General features: G+C 72.8%; 25 protein-coding genes. 16 read left to right on the top strand and 9 right to left on the bottom strand.

Annotated features, from left to right (window positions below):
- Positions 1-414: 414 nt before the first annotated feature.
- Positions 415-1,455 (bottom strand): acyl-CoA dehydrogenase family protein, encoded by a 1,041-nt coding sequence (locus ACWC94_RS30815; RefSeq protein ID WP_450800509.1) that lies wholly within the window; start codon positions 1,453-1,455, stop codon positions 415-417.
- A 111-nt stretch (positions 1,456-1,566) separates the two neighbouring features.
- Between ACWC94_RS30815 and ACWC94_RS30810 the strand changes: the two genes are divergently transcribed.
- Entirely contained in the window at positions 1,567-1,917 is a 351-nt protein-coding gene (locus ACWC94_RS30810) for a YciI family protein (RefSeq protein ID WP_450800508.1), read from the top strand.
- A 136-nt stretch (positions 1,918-2,053) separates the two neighbouring features.
- Here the strand turns inward: ACWC94_RS30810 and ACWC94_RS30805 are convergent, their stop codons facing one another.
- Both ACWC94_RS30805 and ACWC94_RS30800 read right to left on the bottom strand, forming a co-directional pair.
- On the bottom strand, positions 2,054-3,043 hold the full coding sequence (locus ACWC94_RS30805) for a metallophosphoesterase family protein (protein WP_450800507.1): 990 nt from the start codon (positions 3,041-3,043) through the stop codon (positions 2,054-2,056).
- Entirely contained in the window at positions 3,040-3,540 is a 501-nt protein-coding gene (locus tag ACWC94_RS30800) for a cupredoxin domain-containing protein (RefSeq protein WP_450800506.1), read from the bottom strand. Before ACWC94_RS30800 ends, ACWC94_RS30805 begins: the two co-directional genes overlap by 4 nt.
- A gap of 166 nt (positions 3,541-3,706) precedes the next feature.
- Here ACWC94_RS30800 and ACWC94_RS30795 point away from each other — a divergent pair, with 166 nt between their 5' ends.
- The 9 genes from ACWC94_RS30795 (at position 3,707) to ACWC94_RS30755 (ending at position 11,869) form a co-directional block, all read left to right on the top strand.
- On the top strand, positions 3,707-4,309 hold the full coding sequence (locus tag ACWC94_RS30795; RefSeq protein WP_450800505.1) for a sigma-70 family RNA polymerase sigma factor: 603 nt from the start codon (positions 3,707-3,709) through the stop codon (positions 4,307-4,309).
- Between the two features lie 25 nt (positions 4,310-4,334).
- Entirely contained in the window at positions 4,335-5,126 is a 792-nt protein-coding gene (locus ACWC94_RS30790) for an anti-sigma factor family protein (RefSeq protein ID WP_450800504.1), read from the top strand.
- Between the two features lie 159 nt (positions 5,127-5,285).
- Complete coding sequence (locus ACWC94_RS30785) at positions 5,286-5,708, top strand: ATP-binding protein (protein WP_450800503.1); 423 nt, start codon at positions 5,286-5,288, stop codon at positions 5,706-5,708.
- A gap of 123 nt (positions 5,709-5,831) precedes the next feature.
- A complete protein-coding gene (locus ACWC94_RS30780; protein WP_450800502.1) occupies positions 5,832-7,064 on the top strand; it encodes an RNA polymerase sigma factor in 1,233 nt (410 codons plus the stop codon).
- Positions 7,065-7,178: 114 nt separating this feature from the next.
- On the top strand, positions 7,179-8,501 hold the full coding sequence (locus ACWC94_RS30775) for an aldehyde dehydrogenase family protein (protein ID WP_450800501.1): 1,323 nt from the start codon (positions 7,179-7,181) through the stop codon (positions 8,499-8,501).
- A gap of 418 nt (positions 8,502-8,919) precedes the next feature.
- The gene (locus ACWC94_RS30770) at positions 8,920-9,300 is read left to right on the top strand and encodes a BlaI/MecI/CopY family transcriptional regulator (protein WP_450800500.1); all 381 of its coding nucleotides are present in this window, start codon (positions 8,920-8,922) and stop codon (positions 9,298-9,300) included.
- Positions 9,297-10,223: a M48 family metalloprotease gene (locus ACWC94_RS30765; RefSeq protein ID WP_450800499.1), complete on the top strand. Its 927-nt coding sequence runs from the start codon at positions 9,297-9,299 to the stop codon at positions 10,221-10,223. Before ACWC94_RS30770 ends, ACWC94_RS30765 begins: the two co-directional genes overlap by 4 nt.
- Positions 10,224-10,351: 128 nt before the next feature.
- Entirely contained in the window at positions 10,352-10,744 is a 393-nt protein-coding gene (locus ACWC94_RS30760) for a VOC family protein (RefSeq protein WP_450800498.1), read from the top strand.
- Between the two features lie 45 nt (positions 10,745-10,789).
- Entirely contained in the window at positions 10,790-11,869 is a 1,080-nt protein-coding gene (locus tag ACWC94_RS30755; protein ID WP_450800497.1) for an adenosine deaminase, read from the top strand.
- On the opposite strand, the gene ACWC94_RS30750 is transcribed toward ACWC94_RS30755, so the two are convergent.
- From ACWC94_RS30750 to ACWC94_RS30740, 3 genes are all read right to left on the bottom strand, one after another.
- Positions 11,851-12,366 (bottom strand): mycothiol transferase, encoded by a 516-nt coding sequence (locus tag ACWC94_RS30750; protein ID WP_450800496.1) that lies wholly within the window; start codon positions 12,364-12,366, stop codon positions 11,851-11,853. The two genes, ACWC94_RS30755 and ACWC94_RS30750, sit on opposite strands and share 19 nt — an antisense overlap.
- Before the next feature lie 28 nt (positions 12,367-12,394).
- Positions 12,395-13,915 (bottom strand): carotenoid oxygenase family protein, encoded by a 1,521-nt coding sequence (locus tag ACWC94_RS30745; RefSeq protein ID WP_450800495.1) that lies wholly within the window; start codon positions 13,913-13,915, stop codon positions 12,395-12,397.
- A 67-nt stretch (positions 13,916-13,982) separates the two neighbouring features.
- Positions 13,983-14,897: a LysR family transcriptional regulator gene (locus tag ACWC94_RS30740; protein ID WP_450800494.1), complete on the bottom strand. Its 915-nt coding sequence runs from the start codon at positions 14,895-14,897 to the stop codon at positions 13,983-13,985.
- Positions 14,898-15,045: 148 nt separating this feature from the next.
- On the opposite strand from ACWC94_RS30740, the gene ACWC94_RS30735 reads away from it, so the two are divergent.
- Positions 15,046-16,038, top strand: coding sequence for an aldo/keto reductase (locus ACWC94_RS30735; protein WP_450800493.1), 993 nt, complete (start codon positions 15,046-15,048; stop codon positions 16,036-16,038).
- Positions 16,039-16,290: 252 nt separating this feature from the next.
- Here the strand turns inward: ACWC94_RS30735 and ACWC94_RS30730 are convergent, their stop codons facing one another.
- Positions 16,291-16,674 carry a nuclear transport factor 2 family protein gene (locus tag ACWC94_RS30730; protein ID WP_450800492.1) on the bottom strand — a complete coding sequence of 128 codons (384 nt, stop codon included), beginning with the start codon at positions 16,672-16,674 and terminating at the stop codon, positions 16,291-16,293.
- 314 nt (positions 16,675-16,988) lie between these two features.
- Here ACWC94_RS30730 and ACWC94_RS30725 point away from each other — a divergent pair, with 314 nt between their 5' ends.
- From ACWC94_RS30725 to ACWC94_RS30715, 3 genes are all read left to right on the top strand, one after another.
- Positions 16,989-17,399, top strand: coding sequence for a hypothetical protein (locus ACWC94_RS30725; RefSeq protein WP_450800491.1), 411 nt, complete (start codon positions 16,989-16,991; stop codon positions 17,397-17,399).
- 88 nt (positions 17,400-17,487) lie between these two features.
- The gene (locus tag ACWC94_RS30720; protein ID WP_450800490.1) at positions 17,488-19,827 is read left to right on the top strand and encodes an FHA domain-containing protein; all 2,340 of its coding nucleotides are present in this window, start codon (positions 17,488-17,490) and stop codon (positions 19,825-19,827) included.
- A 140-nt stretch (positions 19,828-19,967) separates the two neighbouring features.
- On the top strand, positions 19,968-20,267 hold the full coding sequence (locus ACWC94_RS30715) for a hypothetical protein (protein ID WP_450800488.1): 300 nt from the start codon (positions 19,968-19,970) through the stop codon (positions 20,265-20,267).
- A gap of 315 nt (positions 20,268-20,582) precedes the next feature.
- Here the strand turns inward: ACWC94_RS30715 and ACWC94_RS30710 are convergent, their stop codons facing one another.
- Complete coding sequence (locus tag ACWC94_RS30710; RefSeq protein ID WP_450800487.1) at positions 20,583-21,851, bottom strand: streptophobe family protein; 1,269 nt, start codon at positions 21,849-21,851, stop codon at positions 20,583-20,585.
- 240 nt (positions 21,852-22,091) lie between these two features.
- Between ACWC94_RS30710 and ACWC94_RS30705 the strand changes: the two genes are divergently transcribed.
- Positions 22,092-22,544 (top strand): ATP-binding protein, encoded by a 453-nt coding sequence (locus tag ACWC94_RS30705; RefSeq protein ID WP_450800485.1) that lies wholly within the window; start codon positions 22,092-22,094, stop codon positions 22,542-22,544.
- 52 nt (positions 22,545-22,596) lie between these two features.
- Here the strand turns inward: ACWC94_RS30705 and ACWC94_RS30700 are convergent, their stop codons facing one another.
- The gene (locus tag ACWC94_RS30700) at positions 22,597-23,484 is read right to left on the bottom strand and encodes an RNA polymerase sigma factor SigF (protein WP_450800545.1); all 888 of its coding nucleotides are present in this window, start codon (positions 23,482-23,484) and stop codon (positions 22,597-22,599) included.
- Positions 23,485-23,734: 250 nt separating this feature from the next.
- On the opposite strand from ACWC94_RS30700, the gene ACWC94_RS30695 reads away from it, so the two are divergent.
- A complete protein-coding gene (locus ACWC94_RS30695; RefSeq protein ID WP_450800484.1) occupies positions 23,735-24,130 on the top strand; it encodes a helix-turn-helix domain-containing protein in 396 nt (131 codons plus the stop codon).
- Positions 24,131-24,250 lie beyond the last annotated feature (120 nt).

The raw sequence follows: 24,250 nt of genomic DNA, 5'->3' as shown, positions 1-24,250 counted from the left end.
TGGGCGTGCAGCTGTCCCGGCGTTGACGGCAGGGGCGCCGTCGGTGTGCGCAGGGCGCGGCGGATGTGGGCGATGGGCCTTGGTGCGGGGGTTCGCCGACCGTTGCTGTGCCGACGGTGACGGCAGGGGCTTCTCCGGCTGGGCACCGTAGGTGTGCGTAGGCGCGGCGATGGGGGCGGCTGCCGCTGGCGTGAGGGGGTGTGCCTTGGTGCGGGGGCTTCGTCGACCGCTGCTGTGCCGGCGTTGACGGCAGGGGTCTTTCCGGCCGGGGCACCGGAGGCGTCCGTGGCCACGGCGAAGATGATCGCGGGACCTGGGCCAAGCGCTTCCACGCCCACGGCCGCGCCCCTGCTGACCGCGAGCCCCCGTTCGAGTGCCCCGGCGTCCGTGGCCGTGCCGACCGCAGGTTCCGGCTCAGGTGGCTCCCAGCGCCCGCAGATGCGCCGTCCGTGACTCGGCGGTCTGGCCCTGTACCAGCAGGAACAGCGCCTCACGGGCCAGGCGCTGGGCGCGGCTCGTCAGGGACATCGAGCGGCCGCCGCCGGCGACGACCGCCGCGGTGGTGGCGGTGCGCAGCACCTCGTACGCCTCCGCGCGCACCGCCAGCCGCTCCGCGACCCGCTCCAGCGGCGCCGGGTGGTCGGCCAGGGCGTAGGCACGGCGGCGGACGTCGGTGAGCCGGGCCGTGAGCGGGGCGGACGTCCGCGCGTCCAGCAGGGACAGCGCGGCCTCCGCCACGCCGAAGACCGCCGGGTTCACGTTCAGCGTCCTGGCCCGGTCCCCGGGCGCCCAGCGCTCGTACGGCGTCCGCAGGGCCACCGCCTCCTCGGGCAGCCACAGCCCGGCCAGCTCCAGCGACACCGTGCGCGCGGCGGTCAGCGCCGCCAGACGGATCGGCTCCGAAGCCCGCAGCCCCTGCTGCTCGTGTGCCTCGGCGAAGGCGAACAGCACCTCCCCCGCTTCGGTCACGCCCGCGAGCAGCATCACGTCGTTCAGGCCCCACCCGGTGTACCAGGGCACGGTGCCGTCGAACCGCCGGCCGCCGCCCTCCCGGCGGACCCGCACCGGGACGCGACGCGGATACGAGCGCAGATGCGCGTACGCCACGCCGGACAGCAGTTCGCCCCGCGACAGCGGACCCAACAGCCGCTCGCGGACCGGGAGTTCGCTCTGGGCCAGGGTCTGCACCGGCGTGTGGTGCTGAGTCTGTACGAACCACGTCGAACAGCACGCCCCGGACAGGATCTCCGCGATCCGGCGGACCACGTCCGGCGGTGCGCCCGAGCCGCCGCAGGCGACCGGAGCGCCCGCCCCGAGCAGCCCCGACCGTTTCACCGCCTCGATGTGACTCGCCGGCACGCCCTCCTGGTCGACCCGCTCGGCCTCGGGGATCAGCAGGTCCGTGGCGAGCCGACGGGCGCGGTCCACGAGTGGATGTGCGGTGGTGGCTGTCATACGGAAGATTCTTTCGGAGATTTCTTCCGGCGCCGTGTCGATCGGGGGGACGGTCGTTCGTGTAGGAGGTGACAGGCATCCGAGAGACCCTGAGAACACCAGGAGGACGTCATGAGGCACTACCTGCTGAGCGTGGTCCAGCCGGCCGACGGCACCCCGCCCGCCCCGGACGAGCTCGCCGCGATCATGCGCGATGTCGAGGCCTTCAACGACGAGCTGCGCGCCGCCGGGGCCTGGGTGTTCGCCGGCGGCCTGCACGGCCCGGAGACCGCCACCGTGCTCCGCCCCGGGGACGGTGATGTCCTGATCACCGACGGGCCCTACGCCGAGGGCAAGGAGTACCTGGGCGGACTGTGCCTGATCAGGGCCGCCGACCTGGACGAGGCGCTGGAGTGGGGCCGCAGGGCCGCCCTCGCCACGACACTGCCCATCGAGGTACGGCCCTTCGTGGACCAGCACTAGGAGTTTCGTTCGGATCGATCCGACCTGATCCGAACGAAACCGCCGGCCGCAGCCCACCGGACCACCTCGCGGCCCGGACGAAGGGGGCGCGGGGTGCACCGGGCGCGGCCGGGAAGGGTGCCCCTCGCCCCTGCGCTCACGCCAGTCTCTCGTCCTTGATCGCCAGCTGCTTGTCTCCCTGCCGGTAGCCCACGGTGCGGATCCCGAGCGCGTCCTTCAGCCGGCGGGCGGGGACGACCTGGGGCGTGGGGGCGGGGGCGCGGCCCGGCTTGGGCAGCGGGTAGGCGGTGGTGGTGGCGGAGTGGAAGGTGATGTTGCCCTCTGTCTTGGTGAACAGCTGGTGGACGTGTCCGTTGAGACAGGTGACGGAGGAGAAGCGGCGCAGGAGTGCGATGACTTTGAGAGCGTCGTCGGTGCTCCAGCCCCACTGCGGGTACATGGCGAACAGCGGGATGTGGCTGAAGACCACGACGGGGGTGTCCGAGGACAGGCCCGCGAGGTCCTTGCGGACGAAGTCGATCTGCTCGGTGCCGAGGTGGCCGAGCTTCTCCAGGCTCAGGGTGTTGACCAGGGCGATGAAGTGCACGCCGTGGGTGTCGAAGCTGTACCAGCCGTCGCCGAGCGTGCCCTTGCCGAAGGTCCGCCGGTAGGCGCGGCCCGCGTCGCCGATGGAGTCGTGCTCGCCCGGAACGGTGAAGACACGATCCGTCCGCAGCCCGCTGATCATCTGCCTGACCTGGTCGAACTGCCCCGCCGTCGACAGGTGGGTCAGGTCGCCGCTGTGCATGACGAAGTCGGGTCTGAAGCCGAGCCCGTTGACCTGATCGATCGCTTCCGTGAACGAGCCGACCACGTCGGTGTTGGCCGGGCCCTGGAACCCGATGTGACTGTCGGAGATCTGTACGAACCGCAGGGCACCGCTCGGTTCCGCGGCGGCCCCGGCGGTGGTGTCCGGGGAGCCGGCGACATGGCTGATCACCTCTCCGGCGGCCACGGTGAGCACCACGGCTCCGCCGAACCACCCGGCGTGCCGCATCAGTTGCCGCCTGGTCATGCCGTGTTCGCGGGCGGGTGCCCCGGCGTCGCCGGCCGGTGCCGGATTCCGATGGCCGTCGTACGCGGTCACGAGGTCACCTCCACGGTGGCGGTCATGAACGGATGGATGGTGCAGACGTAGGCGTAGCTGCCGGGCTTGGTGAACCTGTAGGTGAAGGTGCCGTGCGTGGCGAGGGCGGGCGAGCGCAGCGGGCCGCCCGGGCCGGCGCTGGTGACCGTGTGGGCGTCGGTGTCCTGATTGGTCCAGGTCACCGTGGTGCCCGCCCTGACCTTCAGCGTGGCCGGAGAGAACGCGAAGTTTTTGATCGCCACGGTGTCCGAGGACACCGGTGCGGTCGCCGTGTTCGTGCCCGGAGAGGGCCTGGGCATGGTCATGCTGGGCATCGCCGAGGTGCCCGGCACCCCGGCCAGCCGATGCTGACCCGGCCCGGGTGTGAGGGAGCCGGTGTCCGAGGAGCGGGGCGACTGGCCGCACGCGCTCAGGAGTCCCAGGACACCGGCGGTGGCGACGGCCAGCCCGGCCGCACAGCGCGAGCGGCGGCTCACAGGGCGGAAGTTGACGTTCATGATGTTCATTCCCCATGGATCAGGTGATGCCGTGCGCGACGGCTCATGCCTGGTTCCACGGGCGGCCACGGCGCACGGTTCGGTGGATACACACCCTTTTTTCGGTCTTCTCATGTCTCAGCGGTTTTGACACGACAAACCGGTTCATGTGCGTAATGATCGGCTTATGCCATGGAGTGCTCGAAAGCGTGGTGAAGCGGTCGATCCGAATCACTCCGAGCACCGTGTCTCGGGTAACGGGACCATTTCGACCACGGACGAGGAACTGCTCCGGGCTCTGTACGCCGAGCACGCGGGCCCTCTGTTCCACTACGCACTGCGACTGACGTCAGGAGACCGGCAGTGGGCCGAGGATGTCGTGCAGGAGACGTTGCTGCGGGCATGGCAGCACCCCGCCGCCTTCGAACCCGACCGCGGTCCGGCGCGCGCCTGGCTGTGCACGGTCGCCCGGCGCCTGGTCATCGACATGCACCGGGCCCGGCAGGCGAGACCGGCGGAGGTGGGCGGCGAGGCCCTGGAGCGGGCCGCGGAGCGGACACCGGACGAGGACCGGATCGAGCAGGCGTTGCAGAGCTGGGCCGTGGCCGACGCCCTGCGGACGCTGTCCCCGGACCACCGTGCCGTGCTGCTGGAGACCTACTACCGGGGCCGGAGTGTGGCGGAGGCGGCGCAGGCGCTGGGCATCCCGCAGGGCACCGTCAAGTCGCGGACGTACTACGCCCTGCACGCCCTCCGGCTGGCGCTGCGGGAACGGGGCATCGAGCCATGACCACGGCATGGAGGAGGTGCCGGCCATGAACGCGGACCACGACGACCTCCGGCTGGCGCTCGGCGGATATGTCCTGGGAGCGCTGTCCCCGGCGGAGAGCGAACGGGTGCGAGCGCACCTCGCGGAATGCGACGGGTGCAGGGCGGAACACGCCGAGCTGGCCGGACTTCCGGCACTGCTCGCGACAGTCACCGCGGCGGAGGCCGAGGGCCCGCCTGTACCTGCCGGTGACGAGGATCCGGCCGATCGGCTGGTGCGGCGGGCGGCGGACAGTGCCGGGGTCCCCTCCCCGACGCCGCCCGGCGCCTCCGGGGTGCCCAGGGCTCCCGGGGCGGGACCGCTCGACCGGATGCTTCAGCAGGCCGCTGCCCGGCGCCGCAGGACCTGGCGGCGGCAACTGGCCGGAGCGGTCGCCTCGTTGACGCTGGTCGCCGGGGCGGCGGTCGGCGGTACCTGGCTGGCGATCACTGGATCCGTGGCCGGTCAGGCGACCCGGCCCGCACCCATCACTCCGGTTCCGTCCCGCACCTTCTCCGGAAGCGACCCCACCACCGGTGTCACTGCCTCGGTGCGGGTCTCGCCCTCGGCGTGGGGCAGTGTGCTGCAGGTCTCCGCCCACGGGGCGCCGGCGGGCATGACCTGCCGGTTGCAGGCGGTCGGGCCGGACGGGACCAGGGCGGACGGCGCCACCTGGCGGGCGGGTGAGTATCCCCTCGGCACCACGATCCCCGGAGCGGTCCCGATGTCCCCGGAGGCCATCGGGCACTTCGAGATCGTCGCGGGCAACGGCCAGAAGCTGGTCACGATCCGGGCATAAGGGCCGGGGCCGCGCCGGCACGCCGCTGATCAGACGACTCGTTTTCACGAAGATGCCCGAACAAGGCACGTGGCTCGAACCATATGCGGTCGTCGTCCGTACTACAGGATGAGTGCTCACATACAGGTTCCTACGCAGAAGAGCCAGAAGACCATGTACGTGACCGATTCCCCCCGTGCCGGCTCACTCCCCGCACGGTCCTGCCGGCACCAGGCCATGCTCACCCTGCCCGCGCAGGAGGAGCATGTACCCGCGGCCCGGCATCTCGCGGCCGAGCTGCTGGAGTGCTGGAGCGTGCCCGAGAGCGAGCGGGACTCCGCCGTCCTCATCGTCGACGAACTCGCCGCCAACGCCGCGCAGTACGGCCGCGAACACATGACGGTGCTGCTCGCCCTCGACAGCGGCACCCTGCACATCGTGGTCAGTGACTCCGGAACGGCGGTCGCGCGCGTCCGTCACGACGTGGCCCCGGACGAGCACGGCCGCGGCACCGGCATCGTCGACTCCCTGGCCCAGTCGACCGAGGTCCACCAGACGCGCGGCGGCCGAGAGGTCCGCGCCTGTCTGCGGTGCTCGGCATGAGGGAACCCGTGAGCCGGTGACGACCGGCCACGGCAGGAGTGCCGCCGTCCACCGGGCCGTACTCCACCCCACGGTCGCGCCGCCCGGGGCGCGGCGGGATCGGACAGAAGGGCACGGGCGCCCATGCCGGACTCCGTCGGTGTCGAGGCCGTCTTCCGCGCCGAGTACGGGCGCGCGGTCTCCGTCCTCGTCCGCTTCCTCGGCGACATCGACCTCGCCGAGGAAGCGGTGCAGGACGCCTTCACCACCGCCGTGCGCACCTGGCCCGAGACCGGCGTGCCGCCGAGTCCGGCCGGCTGGATCATCACCACGGCCCGCAACCGGGCGATCGACCGGCTGCGCCGCGAGTCCTCCCGGGACGCCCGGCACGCCGAGGCCGCCCGGCTGTACGCGCCCCATCCGTACGCGCCCGACGCACCTCCCGAGGAGGGCCCCGTGCGCGACGACCGGCTCCGTCTGGTCTTCACCTGCTGCCACCCCGCCCTCGCCCTCCAGGCCCGGGTCGCCCTGACCCTGCGTCTGCTCGGCGGTCTGAGCACCGCCCAGATCGCCCGTGCCTTCCTGGTGCCGGAGCCCACGCTCGCCCAGAGGCTGGTCCGGGCCAAAGCCAAGATCCGGGACGCGGGCATCCCCTACCGTGTGCCCCGCGACGCCGACCTGCCCGAGCGGCTCGGCGGCGTCCTCGCCGTCGTCTACCTCATCTTCAACGAGGGCTACACCGGTGACCCCGCCCTGTGCGCGGAGGCGCTCCGCCTCGGCCGGCTGCTCGCCGCCCTGATGCCGGACGAACCCGAGGTCACCGGCCTGCTCGCGCTGATGCTGCTGACCGAGTCGCGGCGGCCGGCCCGGCGGGACGCGGACGGTGTCCTCGTCCCGCTGCCCGAGCAGGACCGCTCCCGCTGGGACCGGACGCTGATCGCCGAGGGCCAGGACCTGGTCCGGCGCTGTCTGCGCCGCGGCCGGCCCGGGCCGTACCAGATCCAGGCCGCCATCAACGCCGTGCACAGCGACGCGCCCGCCGCCGCCGCCACCGACTGGCAGCAGATCCTGCAGCTGTACGACCAGCTCATGGCCGTGGCGCCGTCCCCGGTCGTCGCCCTGAACCGGGCGGTCGCCGTGGCCGAGACCGAGGGGCCGGCCAGGGCGCTGGACCTGGTCGGCGCTCTGGATCTCGGCCGCTATCACGTGCTGCACGCCGTCCGCGCCGACCTGCTGCGCCGCCTGGGCCGCACCGCGGAGGCGGTCGCCGCATACGGCCTGGCCGCCGAACTGGCCGGAAGCGAGGCCGAGCGGGCCCACCTGGAGCGACGCCGGCGCGAGATCGCCCCCACGCAGATCGACCCCACGCAGACGTGACCGTCGTCACCCGGGGGCGCCGGAATGAACTTGAGAACCTGAAAGGTTGGCAAATGCATCTACTGACCCCTAGGCTCGGGCCGAACCAGCCCGTGCACCCCCAGCGAGGCACCCGTGAATCACCCCGCACCCGAGCAGCCCGCCGATATAGCAGCCCGGCTGCGCGCCACCTTCGCCACCGGCCGCACCAGGCCCGTCGAGTGGCGCACCGGCCAGCTGCGCCGCCTGCGCGCGATGCTCACCGAGCGCGGCGCCGACCTCGCCGCCGCCCTCCGCGCCGACCTCGGCAAGAGCAGCACCGAGGCCTACCGCACCGAGATCGACTTCACCGTCCGCGAGATCGACCACACCCTCGACCACCTCGCGGACTGGCTGCGCCCCGAGCCCGCGCCCGTTCCGGCCCACCTCGGCGCGGACGCGCGGGCCTGGACGCAGTACGACCCGCTCGGTGTCGTCCTCGTCATAGCGCCCTGGAACTACCCGGCGCAGCTGCTGCTCGCCCCGATGGTCGGCGCCCTGGCCTCCGGCAACGCGGTCGTCGCCAAGCCGAGCGAACTGGCCCCGGCCACCTCGGCCGCGCTGGCCGAGCTGATCCCGGCCTATCTCGACGCCGACGCGGTCGCCGTCGTCGAGGGCGGCATCCCGGAGACCACCGCCCTGCTGGCCGAGCGGTTCGACCACATCTTCTACACCGGCAACGGCGCCGTCGGCCGGATCGTGATGCGCGCCGCCGCCGAGCACCTCACCCCGGTCACCCTCGAACTCGGCGGCAAGTCCCCCGTGTTCGTGGACCGCGACGCCGACCTCGACGTGGTCGCGGACCGGCTCGCGAGCGGCAAGTTCCTCAACGCCGGCCAGACCTGCGTCGCCCCCGACTACGTACTGACCGACCCGGAGACCGCCGCCGCCCTGGAGACGGCGCTCGTCCGGGCCGTGGAGGTGCTGTACGGAACCGACCCGGCGGCCTCGCCCGAGTACGGCCGGATCGTCAACGAGCGGCACTTCGACCGGCTCTCCGGCCTCCTCGGCTCCGGCCGGGTCGTCGTCGGCGGCACGGGCGACCGTACGGCCAGGTACCTCGCGCCCACCGTCCTCGCGGACGTCGACCCGAAGTCGCCCGTCATGCAGGAGGAGATCTTCGGTCCGATCCTGCCCATCGTCACCGTGTCCGGCCTGGACGAGGCGATCGGCTTCATCAACGAACGTGACAAGCCGCTCGCGTTGTACGTCTTCACCGAGTCCGAGGAGACCCGTGCGCGCATCGCCGCCGAGACCTCCTCCGGCGGCCTGGGCCACGGCCTGCCCCTCGCCCATCTCACCGTCTCCGACCTTCCGTTCGGCGGCGTGGGGGAGAGCGGCATGGGCAGCTACCACGGCCGCTACTCCATCGAGACCTTCAGCCACCGCAAGGCGGTCCTGGAGAAGCCGTTGGGCTGAAGTGCCGTGCGCGGCACGGCAGATGGACGGCACGGTGCCGGCGGGGCGCTGAAATGACCCCTGCGGACGCCCCCGGCACCGTCACCCCGGGCGGCATGCCCGTCCACCGCATCGGCTGCGGAGCCCTGCGGCTGACGGCAGCGCCGCGTCCCGCCCGGCCCTCCCCGGGGCCGCGCCCTCCCCGGCCGTGCTGCTGCGGGCCGTCGAACCGGGCACGCACCACGTCGACACCGCCGCCTTCCCCCCAAACGGCCGGGCGCACAGGACACGCCCTGGCTGACCGGCCCCGAGGCGGCGGCCCGGGCGGGCCGCCCCGCCCATAATGGGGGACCGGGCACGGCCGTACGAAGGTCCGATTGACTACCATCGTGTAGACGGTCGCACGGGCCGCAGACGAGGACGGGGTGAGGAACGTTCCATGACCGAGGCGAAGGACGAGCGCCGGCCGGCGGGGGAACTCGAAGCGAGCGTCATGGCCGCACTCTGGGCCGCGGGCACCCCCCGGACGCCCGGCGAGGTCCAGCGCAGCCTCGGCACGGACCTGGCCCGTACGACGGTGACCACGATCCTCACCCGCCTGTACGACAAGGGAGTCGTCGAGCGGCACCGCCAGGGCCGGGGCTATGCCTACGTCCCCGTACGGGACGCCCAGGACGCCCACGGCCTCACCGCCCGCCGGATGCACAGCGAACTGGACCGGGACAGCGACCGCGAGACGGTCCTCGCCCGCTTCGTCGCCCAGCTCAGCCCCGGCGACGAACGCATTCTGCGGGACCTGCTCGAATCCGGCGAACGATGACCGCACTGCTCCTGCTGCCCCTGCTGCTGCCGTTCGCCCTGCCGGCACTCGCCCGCCGGGCACTGGACCGGCTGGTCCCCGTCGCCGCGCTGTGGGCGGTCACCGCCTGCGCGGTCCTCCTCGCGGGCTGCTCGCTGGCCGCCCTCGGCTCGTTCGTCCTGATCGGTCTGCTCAAGTTCCCGCTGTTCGCCTCGCTCGGCGAGTTGATCCACCCGCTGCGCACCGCCTCCGACCTCGTCGTCCTGCCGGCCGCCGCGACCTCCGTCGGCGCGCTCGCCGTCTGCGGCTGGACCCTCGTCCGCTCGGTGCTGCGCCAGGGCCGCGCCTTCCGCGCGGCCCGGACCGAGGCCGGGCACGGACCCGCGGCGGGAGACCTGTGCGTGGTGGACTCGCCCCGCCCGGACGCCTACGCGCTGCCCGGCCGTCCGCACCGCGTCGTCGTCACCACCGCGATGCTCCGCAGCCTGGACGGGCCCGAGCGGGAGGCGCTGTTCGCACACGAGCGGGCGCACAACGACGGCGGTCACCACTACTTCCTCGCCGCGGCCGAACTCGCCGCGCACTGCCATCCGGCGCTGCGCCCGGTCCGTGAGACCATCCGGCTCGCCGCCGAGCGCGCCGCCGACGAGGCCGCCGCCGCCCGGGTCGGCGACCGGCGCCTGATCGCCCGGGCCATCGCCCGCGCGGCCCTCGCCGGACAGGCCGCCCGTTCCGAGCGCCCCGGTTTCGTGGCCGCCGCGACCACCGGCCCCGTCCCGCGGCGCGTCCAGGCCCTGCTCGCCGCTCCGCTCGTGCCCAGGGCCGGCCGGACGACCGCCGCTCTCCTCATCGCCTGCACCGCCGTCTCCTGTGTGGCCTCGGTCGCCGGGACGGCCGACTTCCACCACCGGGTCGAGGTCGCCCAGGGCGACGAGACACCCTGACGCCCCGCCCCCTCCCGGGGTTCCGCGCCTGGGGCCGCCCAAGGGGCGACGCGCGTAGAACAAGGACTGGCGTCCGTGACGTTTTACGTATAACCTCACCCGCTAACCACCCCCACCGGAAGGTTCCGATGCGACGCGTCGCCCTGGTCACCCTCGTCGTCGACGACTACGACGAGGCCGTCCGCTTCTACACCGAGGCCCTCGGCTTCCGGCTGGCCGAGGACGCCCCGCGCCCCGACGGCTCCCGCTGGGTCGTCGTGGAACCGGGCAGCGAAGGCACCGGAACCGGTCTGCTCCTGGCCCGCGCCAAGGGCGAGGACCAGCGGGCCCGGATCGGAGACCAGACCGGCGGACGCGTCGGGTTCTTCCTGCACACCGACGACTTCGCCCGCGACCACGCCCGGATGACCGCGGCCGGCGTGACCTTCCTGGAGGAGCCGCGCCACGAGCCGTACGGCATCGTCGCCGTCTTCCAGGACCTCTACGGCAACCGCTGGGACCTGCTCCAGCCCGCCGCCTGACCCCTTGAGAACCACCCGCGAACCACTGCTGAGGAAAGCCCTGCCATGACCGCGTCCCGCATCGACACCGAGACCCTCCGCCGGCTCCCCAAGGCCGTGCTGCACGACCACCTCGACGGCGGCCTGCGCCCCGCCACCGTCGTCGAACTCGCCGCGGAGATCGGTCACACCCTGCCCACCACCGACCCCGACGAGCTGGCCGCCTGGTACTTCGAGGCCGCCAACTCCGGTGACCTGGTCCGCTACATAGCCACCTTCGAGCACACCCTCGCTGTCATGCAGACCCGCGAAGGCCTGCTGCGCACCGCCGAGGAGTACGTCCTCGACCTCGCCGCCGACGGTGTCGTCTACGCGGAGGTGCGCTACGCCCCCGAGCTGAACACCCAGGGCGGGCTGACGATGAGGGAGGTCGTGGAGACCGTGCAGGAGGGCCTGGCCGCCGGTATGGCCAAGGCCGCCGCGGCGGGCACCCCGGTCCGGGTCGGCACCCTGCTGTGCGGCATGCGGATGTTCGACCGGGTCCGCGAGGCCGCCGACCTGGCCGTCGCCTACCGCGACGCCGGGGTCGTCGGGTTCGACATCGCCGGTGCCGAGGACGGTTTCCCGCCCGCCGACCACCTGGCCGCCTTCGAGCACCTGCGCCGCGAGAGCGTGCCCTTCACCATCCACGCCGGCGAGGCGCACGGCCTGCCCAGCATTCACCAGGCCCTGCAGGTCTGCGGTGCCCAGCGCATCGGCCACGGCGTGCGCCTCACCGAGGACATCCCCGACCTCGCGGCCGGCAAGCTCGGCCGGCTCGCCTCCTGGGTGCGTGACCGGCGCATCGCCCTGGAGATGTGCCCCACCTCCAACCTGCAGACCGGTTGCGCCACCTCGATCGCCGAGCACCCGATCACGGCCCTGAAGGACCTGGGCTTCCGGGTCACCCTCAACACCGACAACCGTCTGGTGTCGGGCACGACGATGACCCGCGAGATGTCCCTGCTGGTCGAGGAGGCCGGCTGGACCGTGGAGGACCTGCGCACGGTCACGGTGAACGCCCTCAAGAGCGCGTTCATCCCGTTCGACGAGCGCAAGGCCCTGATCGACGACGTGGTCCTGCCGGGTTACGCGGCGGCGCTCTGAACGAGCCCCCTGAGATAGGCGGCCTGTCCGACGTGCTGAAGGTCGTCGGACAGGACGCTCACCAGGCGCACCCCCAGGCTGACCGGGGGATCCCAGCGCTCGTCCACGATCCGCTCCAGATCCTTGGCGGCGAGCGAGCGCAGCGCGCCCAGCGTCTGCTCGTGGACGGCGTCGTAGTACCCGGTCAGCTGGTCGGCCGACTCGACCCGCACCTTCGCGACCTTCGCGGGACTGTGCCCGTAGCCGGTGTCGTGGCGGGGCAGGTCGAGGCCGAAGCGTTTCTCCCAGCCCTGGGACAGCCACACCTGGTCGAGGTCGAAGGCGTCCGCGACGTGGTCGTCCTGCACCCGGGTGAGATGCCAGACGAGCCAGGCGAGGGAGTTGGCGTCGGGGGCCGGGCGGTGGTGCAGCTCCTCCGGTCCGAGGCCGTCGAGGGCGGCATGGACTTCTTCCTGGATGCGGCCGTAGCCGTCGATGAGGATGTCCTTCGCGTGCATACCGTCCACCATCCCAAACCGCGGGCGCTCACGCGTCCGGAATCCAGCTCCCGTGGAAACCGAGCGGCACCCGCCCCGGCAGGTGCACCCGCGCCACGGGCTCCCCGGTGAAGTCCTGCGCCGCGAGGATCACCAGATCGGCCGCGCCCCGGTCCGGGTCGTGGACGTACGCGACCGCGTACCCGTCGTCCTCGGCCGCCCGGGGGTCGGTCGCGTCCCGCGGTACGAACACCGCCTCGCCCGCCGCCGCGCCCCTCGGCAGCCGGTGCACCTCGGTGGCGCCGCGCAGCAGATCGTGCTTGACGAGCGCGTTGGAGAACGCGCCGTCGGGCGGGGTCCCGCCGTCCGGCGTCAGATACGCGGCCGTCATCTCGGCGGCGGCCGCCGTGTAGCCGTAGCGGTGGCGCCGCGCCACCAGCGACTCCCTCACCCGCGGGAACTCCTGCGGCCGGTCGTCCAGTGCCCGCTGCCGTACGCGCCCCTGGCGCAGGTCGATCGTCCAGCGTTCCAGCCGGGGGGTGCCGACCGCGTACGGCCCGTCGGAGCCGCGGCCGGCGACGTCGAACGGCGCCGGGTAGGTCGTCATGTCGACCACCACGGACCCGCCCTCGTCGTAGGCGTTGAGGGTGTGCGAGGAGAAGACGGGCTCGATCTCGAACCAGCGGACCGGGCCCTTTCCTGAGGGGGCACCCCCGGTGCGCCGTACGACACCCACCCGGGTCGGGTGGTTCCGGTTCCAGGCGTACGGCACCGGGGCACCCTCCGCTGCCGCCGCCGCGTCGAACGTGATCGGGAGGTCGAGGAGGACGACGTGCCGTTCGGTCAGTGCGAAGTCGTGCATCATCGGCGCGTCCGGGACCGGGATCCGGGTCGTGCGGGCGACCCGCCCGGCGGGGTCCACGACCAGGTGCCGGACATGGTCCCAGGCCGGGTGGTAGGCGATCGCGTGCAGCTCACCGGCGTGCACGTCGAACTTGGTGTGCGCGGTGAACGCCCCCTCCAGGGTGCCGTCGAAGTCGTAGGTGCCCACAGTGCGGAGGTCGCCGTCGAGTTCGTACGGCAGCGGGCCGCTCTCCTGGAGGGCGAGGATCCGGCCCCGGTACGGGATCACATGGGTGTTGCACGCGAAGTCCTCCTCCGGCACCGGGCCCGGATACGGTTCGCCCAGCTTCTTCGCGACCTGCGAGGAACGTACCCAGCGGTTGCGGTACCACTCGGCCCTGCCCCCGCGCAGCCGTACGCCGTGCACCATGCCGTCGCCGAGCATCCAGTGGTGGGTCCGGGGATCCTCCAGCCCGAGCACGTTCGGGCCGTTGCGCAGGAAGCGGCCGTTCAGTTCGTGTGGGATGCGGCCGGTCACCGGCAGGTCGAAGGCGGTCAGCTCCTCGGTGACGGGCGTGAACGCCCCCTCCAGGAAGGGATGGTGACGTCGCGTCACCTGACCCGCGGAGCGGGCCGCGGCCCGGCCGGCACCCGGGCCCGCGAGGGCGCCCGCCGCGGCGAGCCCGGCCGTTGCGCGCAGTACGGTCCGCCGTGTGTGTTCCGCCATGACAGGTCCTCCTGACCGTCGTCGTCCTGGCCGACGGCTTCGATTCTGCGGCGGCGGACGGCCGGGATCAGGGGGTCTGGGGCCCGTCCCGGGGTGGTGCCAGGTCCCCTGTTTCGAGGAGCGTGACCAGCGCGCGGGCCGCGGGGCTGGTGGCCCGTTGCGGCGGAAGCAGGGCCACGGTCTCGTACTCCGCCTCGCCCGTGCCCTTCAGCGGCAGTGCCGTGAGCGAGGGCCGCTTGTGCCGGAAGTGCCCCGGGACGACGGCGATCCCCAGGTTCTCGTCCACCAGGTCCAGCAGGCTGTGCACGTCGTTGACCTCCAGCGCGACCGTGCGCCGGACACCGGCCGCGGTGAACGCGGCGTCGGTGGTGCGGCGCGGGCCCCAGTCCGGGTGGAAGTCCACGAAGACCTCACCGGCCAGGTCCTGAGGGGCCGGTACCGCGCCGGCCGAGGCCAGCCGGTGACCGGGATGGCACAGCACGGTCATCGGCTCACTGGTCAGCGGCACCGAGCGCAGCTGGTCGGTGTCCGCCTGCGTGCGGTAGGCGAAGGCGAGGTCGAGCCGGCCGGCCCCCACCTCCTCGGCCAGCGCTCCCGAACCGGCCTGCCGCAGCCGGATCTCCACGTCCGGGTGCCGTCCCCGGAACGCGGCCAGCAGCGGGGCCACCCGCACCCCGGCGATGCACTGCTCGGTGCCCAGCGCCAGTGTGCCGCGCAGCACCCCCTGCACCGCCGCCACCGCCTCGTGCGCCGCCCGCACCTGCGCCAGGATCCGCTCCGCCTCCACCAGCAGGGCCCGCCCCGCCTCGGTGAGCGTCACCCGGCGGGTGGTCCGGACGAACAGCGGTGCCCGCAGCTCGCGCTCCAGCGCCCTGATGGACGCCGACAGCCCCGACTGGGAGACCATCAGCCGTTCGGCGGCCCGGGTGAAATGCCGGTCCTCGGCGACGGCCACGAAGTGCTGGAGATGGCGCAGTTCCATGATTGAGCAGCCTAGTCGCTGAATTCCATCGGATTCTTCTGTTGGACCGCTGCCGACCGGGCGGGAAAGAGTGGAAGCGGTGACCAGGAGCCGAGGCTCCCGGGAGCCGGGACGACCGTGACCGTGCACCAACCCCTCTGGAGCCGCGTTGTACACCGCACACCCCGACCGTTACGCCGGCATGCCCCACCGGCGCACCGGACGCAGCGGGCTGAAACTGCCCGCGCTGTCCCTCGGCCTGTGGCACAACTTCGGCCCGGACCGGCCCGTCGAGACACAGCGGGCCATCCTGCGCCGCGCCTTCGACCTGGGCGTCGTCCACTTCGACCTCGCCAACAACTACGGCCCGCCGCCCGGCGCCGCCGAGTCCGCGCTCGGCGAGGCGCTCAGGGCCGACTTCGCGCCGTACCGGGACGAGCTGGTGATCTCCACCAAGGCCGGCTACCTCATGTGGCCCGGCCCCTACGGCGAATGGGGCTCGCGCAAGTACCTGCTCTCCTCGCTCGACCAGAGCCTGACCCGGATGGGCCTGGACTACGTCGACATCTTCTACTCGCACCGCCCCGACCCGGACACCCCGCTGGAGGAGACCATGGGCGCGCTGCACACCGCGGTGCAGCAGGGCAAGGCCCTCTACGTCGGCGTCTCCAACTACTCGGCGGATCAGACCCGCGAGGCCGCCCGCATCCTCGCCGACCTCGGCACCCCCCTCCTCATCCACCAGCCGCGCTACTCGATGCTCGACCGGCGCCCCGAGGACGAGGGACTGCTCGACGCCCTGGACGAACTGCAGGTCGGCTCCATCGTCTACTCCCCACTGGAGCAGGGCCTGCTCACCGGACGCTACCTCGACGGCATCCCGGAGGGTTCCCGCGCCGCGAGCGACAGTCCCTTCCTGAACTCGGACGCGGTCACCGAGGACCTGGTCACCCGGCTGCGCGCCCTGGACGCGATCGCCAAGTCCCGCGGCCAGACCCTGGCCCAGCTGGCCCTGGCCTGGGTGCTGCGCGGCGGCCGGGTCACCTCGGCACTGGTCGGCGCGAGCAGCCCGCAGCAGATCGAGGACAGCGTCGGCACGATCCGCAACCTGGACTTCGACGACGGGGAACTGGCCCGGATCGACGCGATCGTCAAGGGCTGACGCGGGCGCCGGCAGGCGCGGGCGTCCGTACCGGATCCGGATACGGCTCGGGCGCAGAGGAACACACCGGCCCGTACCACGTCCCGGGTCAGAGCCACTTCTGCCCAGTCCATCACCGCTCACCTGCCGTCGGACGGCGGGCGGACCAGGTGGATCCGGCCGCCTTCGGGTCCTCCGCGCGGTGCCCTCGGCGGGGGCGTGCGCCGGCGCGGAGCACCGCGCGCGGCGAAACTCGTCGCGGGCCGTGCGGTGTCAGGCAGCGGTCGGGACCCGGTCCAGAAAGCCGAGGACCTGCCGGATCCGGCCCTCCTCGTCCAGCGTGACGACGTCGAACCCGGCCACCGGTGCCGAGTTGTCGGCCTCGTTCACCAGCTCCCAGCCGAAGCGCGCGGTGTCGTGGTGTCCGTCCACCGCGCCGAGCGGGCGGAAGACGAACCCCGGGAACTGCTCGTGCGCGGCGGCGATCACCGCCGCGATGCCCTCGTGGCCGCGGACCTCGGCGAGGGGGTCGGTGTAGCCGCCGTCCGCCGTCCACGCGGCGGCGACCGCCTTCTTCAGCGCCTCCGGCTCGGTGGCGTTCCAGGCCTCGAAGTAACGGGCGGCGGCGGTCTCGTAACGGTCGGTGTGCGCGGACATGGTGAATCAGCCTCCATCGGGTCGTAACTGCTGTTCTGAGCCGGATCCGGGGCTTCGCCGATCCGGTGTGACCACCATGCCGGAGATCCGCGGGGCGGGTCGATTACCTGCGAGGTCATGCCCGAGGGCCCCGACCAGCCGGTGAGTTCCGGCCAGAACGGGCGGTGAATATGCCAACAGAGTGGCCGGAAAGGCATGGTGACACTGTTTCGGGAGTGGCGATACTCGAACGCCAGGGGCACTTCACCGCACGGGAGCCGAACGCAGAGCGAGGTCCGGGCCGGCACACCGGCGAGGCGACGGGGGAGTGAGACGTGCACGACGAATTCCTGTGCCATGTCACGGCGTACGGCATGTGCGACGGCCGGCGCATCGGCGTACCGCTGGGTACCTATCGCGCGCCGACCCTGTCCCTGGCTCTGTGGTGGCTGCGGGACCGGGCGTCCTGGATCGCCGAGCGCCTCGACCCGAGCCCGGAGGGCCCGGCCTTCCCGGCGGGCGCGCTGGTGCCGGTCGCGGACACGGTGGCCGACGTGCCCGCCCTGCTGCGCGCCTGGTGCGCCGACGACGTACGGCAGGAGCTGGTGGCCGACGAGCTGGCGGGCGGACGGCTGGTGCGGATCGCCGCCAGCGACGACACCACCGAGTACGAACTGCTCGCCGAGTCCGTGGACGCGCTGCGCATGCAGCGCACCCTGCCGGTGCTCGTGGTGCCCGTCGCCTGACACGTGTCCACGCGGCCGGGGCCGCGCACGCCGTGGTGCTCCCGTCGATGCCAGGCGCACAGGTGAACGAATCGGTACAATTCTTGCCATGGCGGAGCGGCCGGTCGCCCCGACGGCGCCCGAACTCGTCCTGGAGACCGACACGGGCTCCACGGTGATGAGCCCGGGCCACGACTACCACGTCGGACGTGACCCGTTGAGCGACATCGTCCTCGACGATGCCCGGGTCTCGTGGCACCACGCGGTGCTGCGCTGCGACCACGACCACTGGACCCTGACGGACCGGCACAGCACCAACGGCACCTACGCCGACGGCCGCAGGATCGACGAGTGGGGCCTGCGGCCCGGCAGTGTGATCCGCTTCGGCAACCCCACCGACGGCCCCCGCGCGGTCCTCGCGGGCGCACGGCAGCCGGCCCCCGACCGGCCCTCCGCGGTGTCGCTGCCCCAGCTGACCGGCACCTTCCGCCGGCCCACCAGCGTCCGCCCGCTGCCCGCGCGCACGGTCCGCATCGGCCGGGCCGCCGACAACGACCTCGTGGTGGACGACCTGATCGTCTCCCGCCGCCACGCCGAGCTGCGCGCCCGCGCCGACGGCACCTACGAGATCGTCGACCTCGGCAGCCACAACGGCACCTACCTCAACGGGCGGGCCGTCACCCGCGCGCCCGTCGGACCCGGGGACATCGTGGGCATCGGCCACTCCGCGTTCTGCCTGGTCGGCGACGAACTCCAGGAGTACGTCGACAACGGCGAGGTGGCCCTGGACGTCCAGGACCTCACCGTCGCCGTCGACGGCGGCGGCAAGGTGCTCCTCGACCACGTGTCCTTCCCGGTCGGCGAGAAGTGCCTGCTCGCGGTGGTCGGACCGAGCGGCGCCGGCAAGTCCACGCTGCTGAACGCCCTCACCGGACAGCGGCCCGCCGACCGCGGCACCGTCCTGTACGACGGCCGCGACCTCTACCGCGACTACGCCGAACTGCGCCAGCGCATCGGCCTGGTGCCCCAGGACGACATCCTGCACCCCCAGCTCACCGTGCGCGCCGCCCTGTCCTACGCCGCCGAACTGCGCTTCCCCGAGGACACCGCGCGCGAGGAGCGGCGCGCCCGGGTGGACGAGGTCATCCGGGAACTCGGCCTGGAACAGCGCGCCGACCAGCCCGTGCACAGCCTCTCCGGCGGCCAGCGCAAGCGGGTCAGCGTGGCCCTGGAACTGCTCACCAAACCCTCGCTGCTGTTCCTGGACGAGCCGACCTCCGGACTGGACCCCGGCATGGAGCGCTCGGTGATGCACATGCTGCGCGGCCTCGCCGACGACGGCCGCACCGTCATCGTCGTCACCCACAGCGTCCTCACCCTCGACGTCTGCGACCGCCTCCTGGTCCTGGCGCCCGGTGGCAGGGTGGCCTACTACGGTCCGCCCGGCGACACCCTCGCCTTCCTCGGCTTCGAGCAGTGGCCGGAGGCCTTCGAGGCCTTCGACCGCGACCCGGACCGCGACTGGGCCGCGGAGTACCGCGAGTCGCCCTTCCACCGGCACTACGTCACCCAGGCCAGCACCCAGCCCCACCACCCCGGCCCGGCCCCCCTCGTCCCGGCACCGCCGCCCCGCCCGCGCGGCTGGGGTGCGCAGCTGGGCACCCTGGTCCGCCGCTACGCGGCCGTCCTCGGCGCCGACCGGACCTTCCTCGTCGTCATGATCGCCCTGCCGTTCGTCATGGGGGCCATGGCCCGGGCTCTCGCGGGCGGACGGTTCGCGCGCGAGAACGCGATGAGCGCCCTGCTCGTCCTGTGCGTCGGCGCCGTGCTGACGGGCGCGGCCAACGCGGTGCGCGAACTCGTCAAGGAACGCGTCGTCTACCAGCGCGAACGCGCTGTCGGCCTGCCCAGATCGGCCTATCTGATGTCCAAGATCGTGGTGCTCGGCACCATCAGCGTCGTCCAGGCCGTCGTCCTCACCCTGGTCGCCCTCCTCGGCGTCGACCTGAACGCCCCCGGTGGCACCGGCGTCCTGCTGCCGCCGCTCGCCGAGATCACCCTGGCCCTCGCCCTGCTGGCGTTCACCGCGATGATGCTCGGCCTGCTCGTCTCCGCGCTGGTGCGCAAGGAGGAGGTGACGATGCCGCTGCTGGTGCTGCTCGCCATCGTCCAGGTCGTGTTCTGCGGAGCCCTGCTCAAGCTGCACGGCGTACCCGGCCTGGAGCAGCTGTCCTGGCTCGTGCCGTCCCGCTGGGCGCTGGGCGCCATGGCCGGCACGGTCGGTCTGTCCCGGACCGTGCCCGGCAAGCTGACCGCCGACCCGCTCCTCGGGCACTCGACGGGCGTCTGGCTTCTCGATCTGGCGATGCTGGTGGTGCTCTCCGTCCTCTACGGGCTCGCGGTCGTCCGGCTGCTGCGCCGGCACGAGCCCGCCGTGATGCGCAAGTAGGCGGCACGGAGGTGCACGCACGCGGCACGACGGCACCTACGCCGCCGCCCGGCACGACGACGGCACGCACGCGGAGGCGAGCGCCCCGACGAGCAGGGCGCCCGGTCCCGGATTCCGCCCCGCGCACGTGGTGTCGGAGGATGGCACGCCCGCCGCTACTGGGGGTACAACCGCCGTTCCAACGGCGGGGCACCTGGGCCGCCGGCCGCCGGCTCGTCGCCGTAGCGGACGAGCCGCCCGCCGCCGACGGCCCGGACGGCACCGCCGATCCGCGCCCTCTGCGGGCCCGCGCCGAGCAGACCCGCGCCGGCTACCGGACCGCGGCGGAGGAGCCGGCGGCCGGAGCCCTGGCCCGTGAGGACTTCGCGGACCGCACCGGCCCGGAATCGCGGTCGTCGTCGACGGGGAGTCCCTGTGGCTGCTCGCCCCCGAACCCATGAGTTCCAGGTGCCCGCGGCCATCGGCCATCCGTACACCGTGCCGGTCTTCGAGGCCGGCGCGCGTGCGCGAGGACGACATGGCTCTGCTGGGGCCCACCGGTGCGACGAGCCGAGCCCGCCGAGCGAGGCACGTCCCGGCCTTCGGCGAGGTCTTCGCCAGGGCCCTCGCCGAGAGCCCGGACGCCCGTTACGACACCTGCCTGGCCTTCGTCGCCGCCCTGCGCGCCATCATGGCGACCGGCCCGAGCCCAGCCGAGGTCCACCCGGCGGCCCAGGCCCGGCGGCCCCCGCACGGGGGCGAGCCGGTGTCCGGGCCTAAGGCCGGTTCACCTCGCCGCGCCTTCGCAACGAGCGCGCCAGCAGGCCGCCCAGGAACCCCGCGACCAGTCCCCACAGCGCGCCCAGGCCCACCGCCTGCCACAGCCGGGGCTTGAGGAACAGCTCTGCGGACAGCCCGCGGCCCAGGTCGCCGATGCCGAGCAGGGTGAGTCCGTAGTGCGCCGAGACGCGGCCCGTCAGACAGATCATCAGTACCGCCAGCGCCACCGCCACGGCCAGGTGAACGGCGTGCTGCCACGGGCGGATCCGGGCCGGTGAGCGGACCGCCATCCGGAAGGCCACGGCCAGCAGCAGGACCGCGTCCACGACCACCAGCCACCACCACCGGCCGTCGCGGTCCGTGAGCGAGGCCAGGTTCAGCGCGGAGACGTCCGGGGTGCGCAGAACGGCGTCCAGGACGTGCGGCATCGGCAGGCCGAACGCACCGTCCACGTGGCCGTCCCAGGTCGCTCCCATGCCGAGGGTCAGGCCCAGCCAGGCCAGATTGGGCAGGCCGAGCAGGATCAGTGCGACGGTCTCCGGGACGTGCCCATGGGTGGCCGCCTTGATCAGTGCGATGACGAGGCCGACCACGACACAGGCGAGGAGCAGGACCACCACCGCGTGCGCCGCCGGACGCACCGACTCCTGGAAGCGCAGGAGCCGAGCCGGCAGCGGCGCCCCGTACGCGACCAGCAGCGCCAGCAGCAGCACACCGGCCAGCCACAACAGGCCGAACAGCACGGTCAGCGGCACGTCCGTGGTGAACCCCACCTTCGGCGCCACGTCGAACAGCCCGGTCAGGTCGCTGAGGGTGCCGCTGCCCACGTCGACGGCGAAGGTCTGCCGGGCGCCGAAGGCCAGGCCGATCAGAACGAGCAGCCACAGCACCGCGATCCTGCCCGCCCAGCCGGCCAGTTCGCCCGCCGAGGCCACCGCCCGGTGCCGCAGCGGGCGCAGGAACCCCGCGCCGATCACCAGGGCACCCGCGAGGGTCACCGACAGGGGGATCACGGTGATCCCGGCCCGGGTCTGCGCCAGGGCCCCCGCGTTGCCGGTGAGTTCCACGCTGCCGCCCACCGCCGCGACCAGGGCGGCGGCCACCACCCTGGGGAACGCGCCGTCCGGGAGGTCCGCCGCTCCGGCCGCCCACAGTCCGAGTGCCGCCACCAGCACCATGACGGCCAGTCCGGTCAGCACCGTGGCCACGGCCCGCCCCCAGCCGTGGTGGGCGGCTGGCCGCGCGGGGACGGTCGGAGCGCTCACGCCTGCCACGCTAAGCAGCGGCCCGGCAGCGCGCCCGCCGGGTGGTCCGTCCGCGCGGACAGCCGTCGGCTCGCGAGCCTGAACGCCGGGCCGGCCCCGCCGTCCGCGGGTCTCCCGCCCGCGTGAGCATCGCCACTGTGCGCGGTGGGCGAACGCCCCGGGGGACTGCCGAGCCCGGCTCGGGGTACGAGGACAGATGCAACAGTCGACCGGCCGGACCGGGTTTTCGAGAGAGACGGCATGACCAAGCATCTGGGCGGGACAGTGATACCGACTGGTTTCGACGTACCCGTGGAGCCGCTGCGGCGCGCGGCGCACTACACCGGCGAACCCGGATGCATCGCCGAGGCGCGCGTCTTCGCGTCCCAGTTCCTGGAGCAGTTGCGAACCGAGTGGTGCGCCACCGCCGACCGGCGCGCCGACGGCGAACTGCTGCTGGTCGTGAGCGAACTCGTCACCAACGCCGACCAGCACAGCAACGGCCCGTTCATCCTGGAACTGGAAGGCACGGACAGCGCCGTCACGGTGTGCGTGTACGACAGCAGCTCCGCCCTCCCCCGCCGCTACCCCAAGGACCCCGAACGTGTCGGACGGCACGGTCTGGAGATCGTGTGCGCCCTGGCCTCGGAGGTCACCGCGGAGCGCGTACCGGTCGGCAAGCGGGTACGGGCCCGCTTCGAACTGCAGCGCTGAGGCGGCGGACGTACCGCCGCCCCAGGGCCGGGGCCGCCGCTCTCAGGCCGGTTCAGACGTGGTCCAGCTCGCCGAGCATGCCCTCGCGCAGTCGGGTGATGATCCGCTTGATCAGCCGGGACACATGCATCTGGGAGCAGCCGAGCCGTTCCCCGATCTCCGCCTGGGTGGCCTCCTCGACGAACCGCAGATGGATGATCTGCCGGTCCCGCTCGCTGAGTTCCGCCATCAGCGGGGCGAGCGCGTGGCAGTCCTCGACGAGCCGCAGCCCCTCCTCCTCCACACCGATGAAGTCCGCGAGCACCGCTTCGCCGTCCTCGGGGCCGTCGCCGGTGAGCGCGGCGTCCAGGGAGGCGGAGTTGTACCCGTTGGAGGCGAGCTGGGCCTCGACCACCTCGTCCTCGGAGATGTTCATCAGCGTCGCCAGCTCGGCCACCGTCGGATCCCGGTCGAGGCGGCTGGACAGCTCCTCGCGCGCCTTGGCCAGCTCCACCCGCGCCTCCTGGAGCCGGCGCGGCACGTGCACCGCCCAGGTGGTGTCCCGGAAGAACCGCTTGATCTCGCCCACGATGTACGGCAGGGCGAAGGACGTGAACTCCACCTCGCGGGCCAGCTCGAACCGGTCGATGGCCTTGATCAGGCCGATCATGCCGGTCTGGACGATGTCCTCCATGTCGTCGCCGCGGCCACGGAACCGCCCGGCCGCGAACCGGACCAGCGACATGTTCATCTCGATGAGCGTGTTGCGCGCGTACTGGTACTCGTGCGTGCCTTCCTCCAGCTCGGTCAGCCGGCGGAAGAACTGGCGGGACAGCTCCCGTGCGTCACGTGGTGCGACGGACGCAGGGTCCGTGATACCAGGCAGTGATCCCTCGCCCGTCCTGTCCTGCGCGGTCCTCACAGTGACCTCTGCTTGCGACCGGATCCCGGCGGTGTTCATTACCTCTCCCACGAAAGTCACGGTTCTCCGTCTGCCTCGGCGGTGGCTTTTTGCCTGTTTATTACCGTTTGTGCTGAATACCCGCAACGCTGCGTTTCATTCATGCGGGTGGTGCCGCTCACGGGGCGGGTACCCCCGGTCACGTCTCGCATGCACCCGGGGCCGGGCAGTGGCGGAAAAGAGCTCCGTCGATTTCCCTCAGGGCGCAATGCCGGGCCCTTGTCCCATGGCCGCCCCTACGCTGACGTGGGTGACCAACCAGGTGAGCAACGAAGCCCGAGTGATCCCTCTGCGACCGGCGGGGCGCGAGTCGACGCCCGCACCTCACACGGGGCACACAGGCAGCACGGAGAAGAAGGAGCCGCTGTGGCGCGATCTGGTCGGTGAGGTGCTGCGCCGCGAGCGGCAGGCGCAGGACCGCACCCTCAAGGACGTGGCCGACGCGGCCCGGATCTCGTTGCCCTATCTCTCCGAGATCGAGCGCGGGCGCAAGGAGGCCTCCTCGGAGGTCCTCGCCGCCGCGGCGCACGCCCTCGGCCTGGGCCTCGCCGACCTGCTGTCACTGGCCCACGCCGACCTGACCCACCGCACGACCCCCCGCCCCGCCACCGCCCGCCCCTACAACGCCCTCTGCCTGGCAGCCTGAGCGCCTGGCAGCCTGAGCCGCCCCGGCCGCCCGGGGTCGTGTCCAACGCCGCGGAGGCCACCCCTCACACGCCGGACCGGGTGACCGCCTCAGGCCACCCGGTCCGGCGACGGCCCCTGC

It is taken from the genome of Streptomyces sp. NPDC001135, assembly GCF_053598395.1.
Note: the sequence above shows the minus strand (reverse complement) of the source record. Positions and strands in the feature narration are given on the sequence as shown.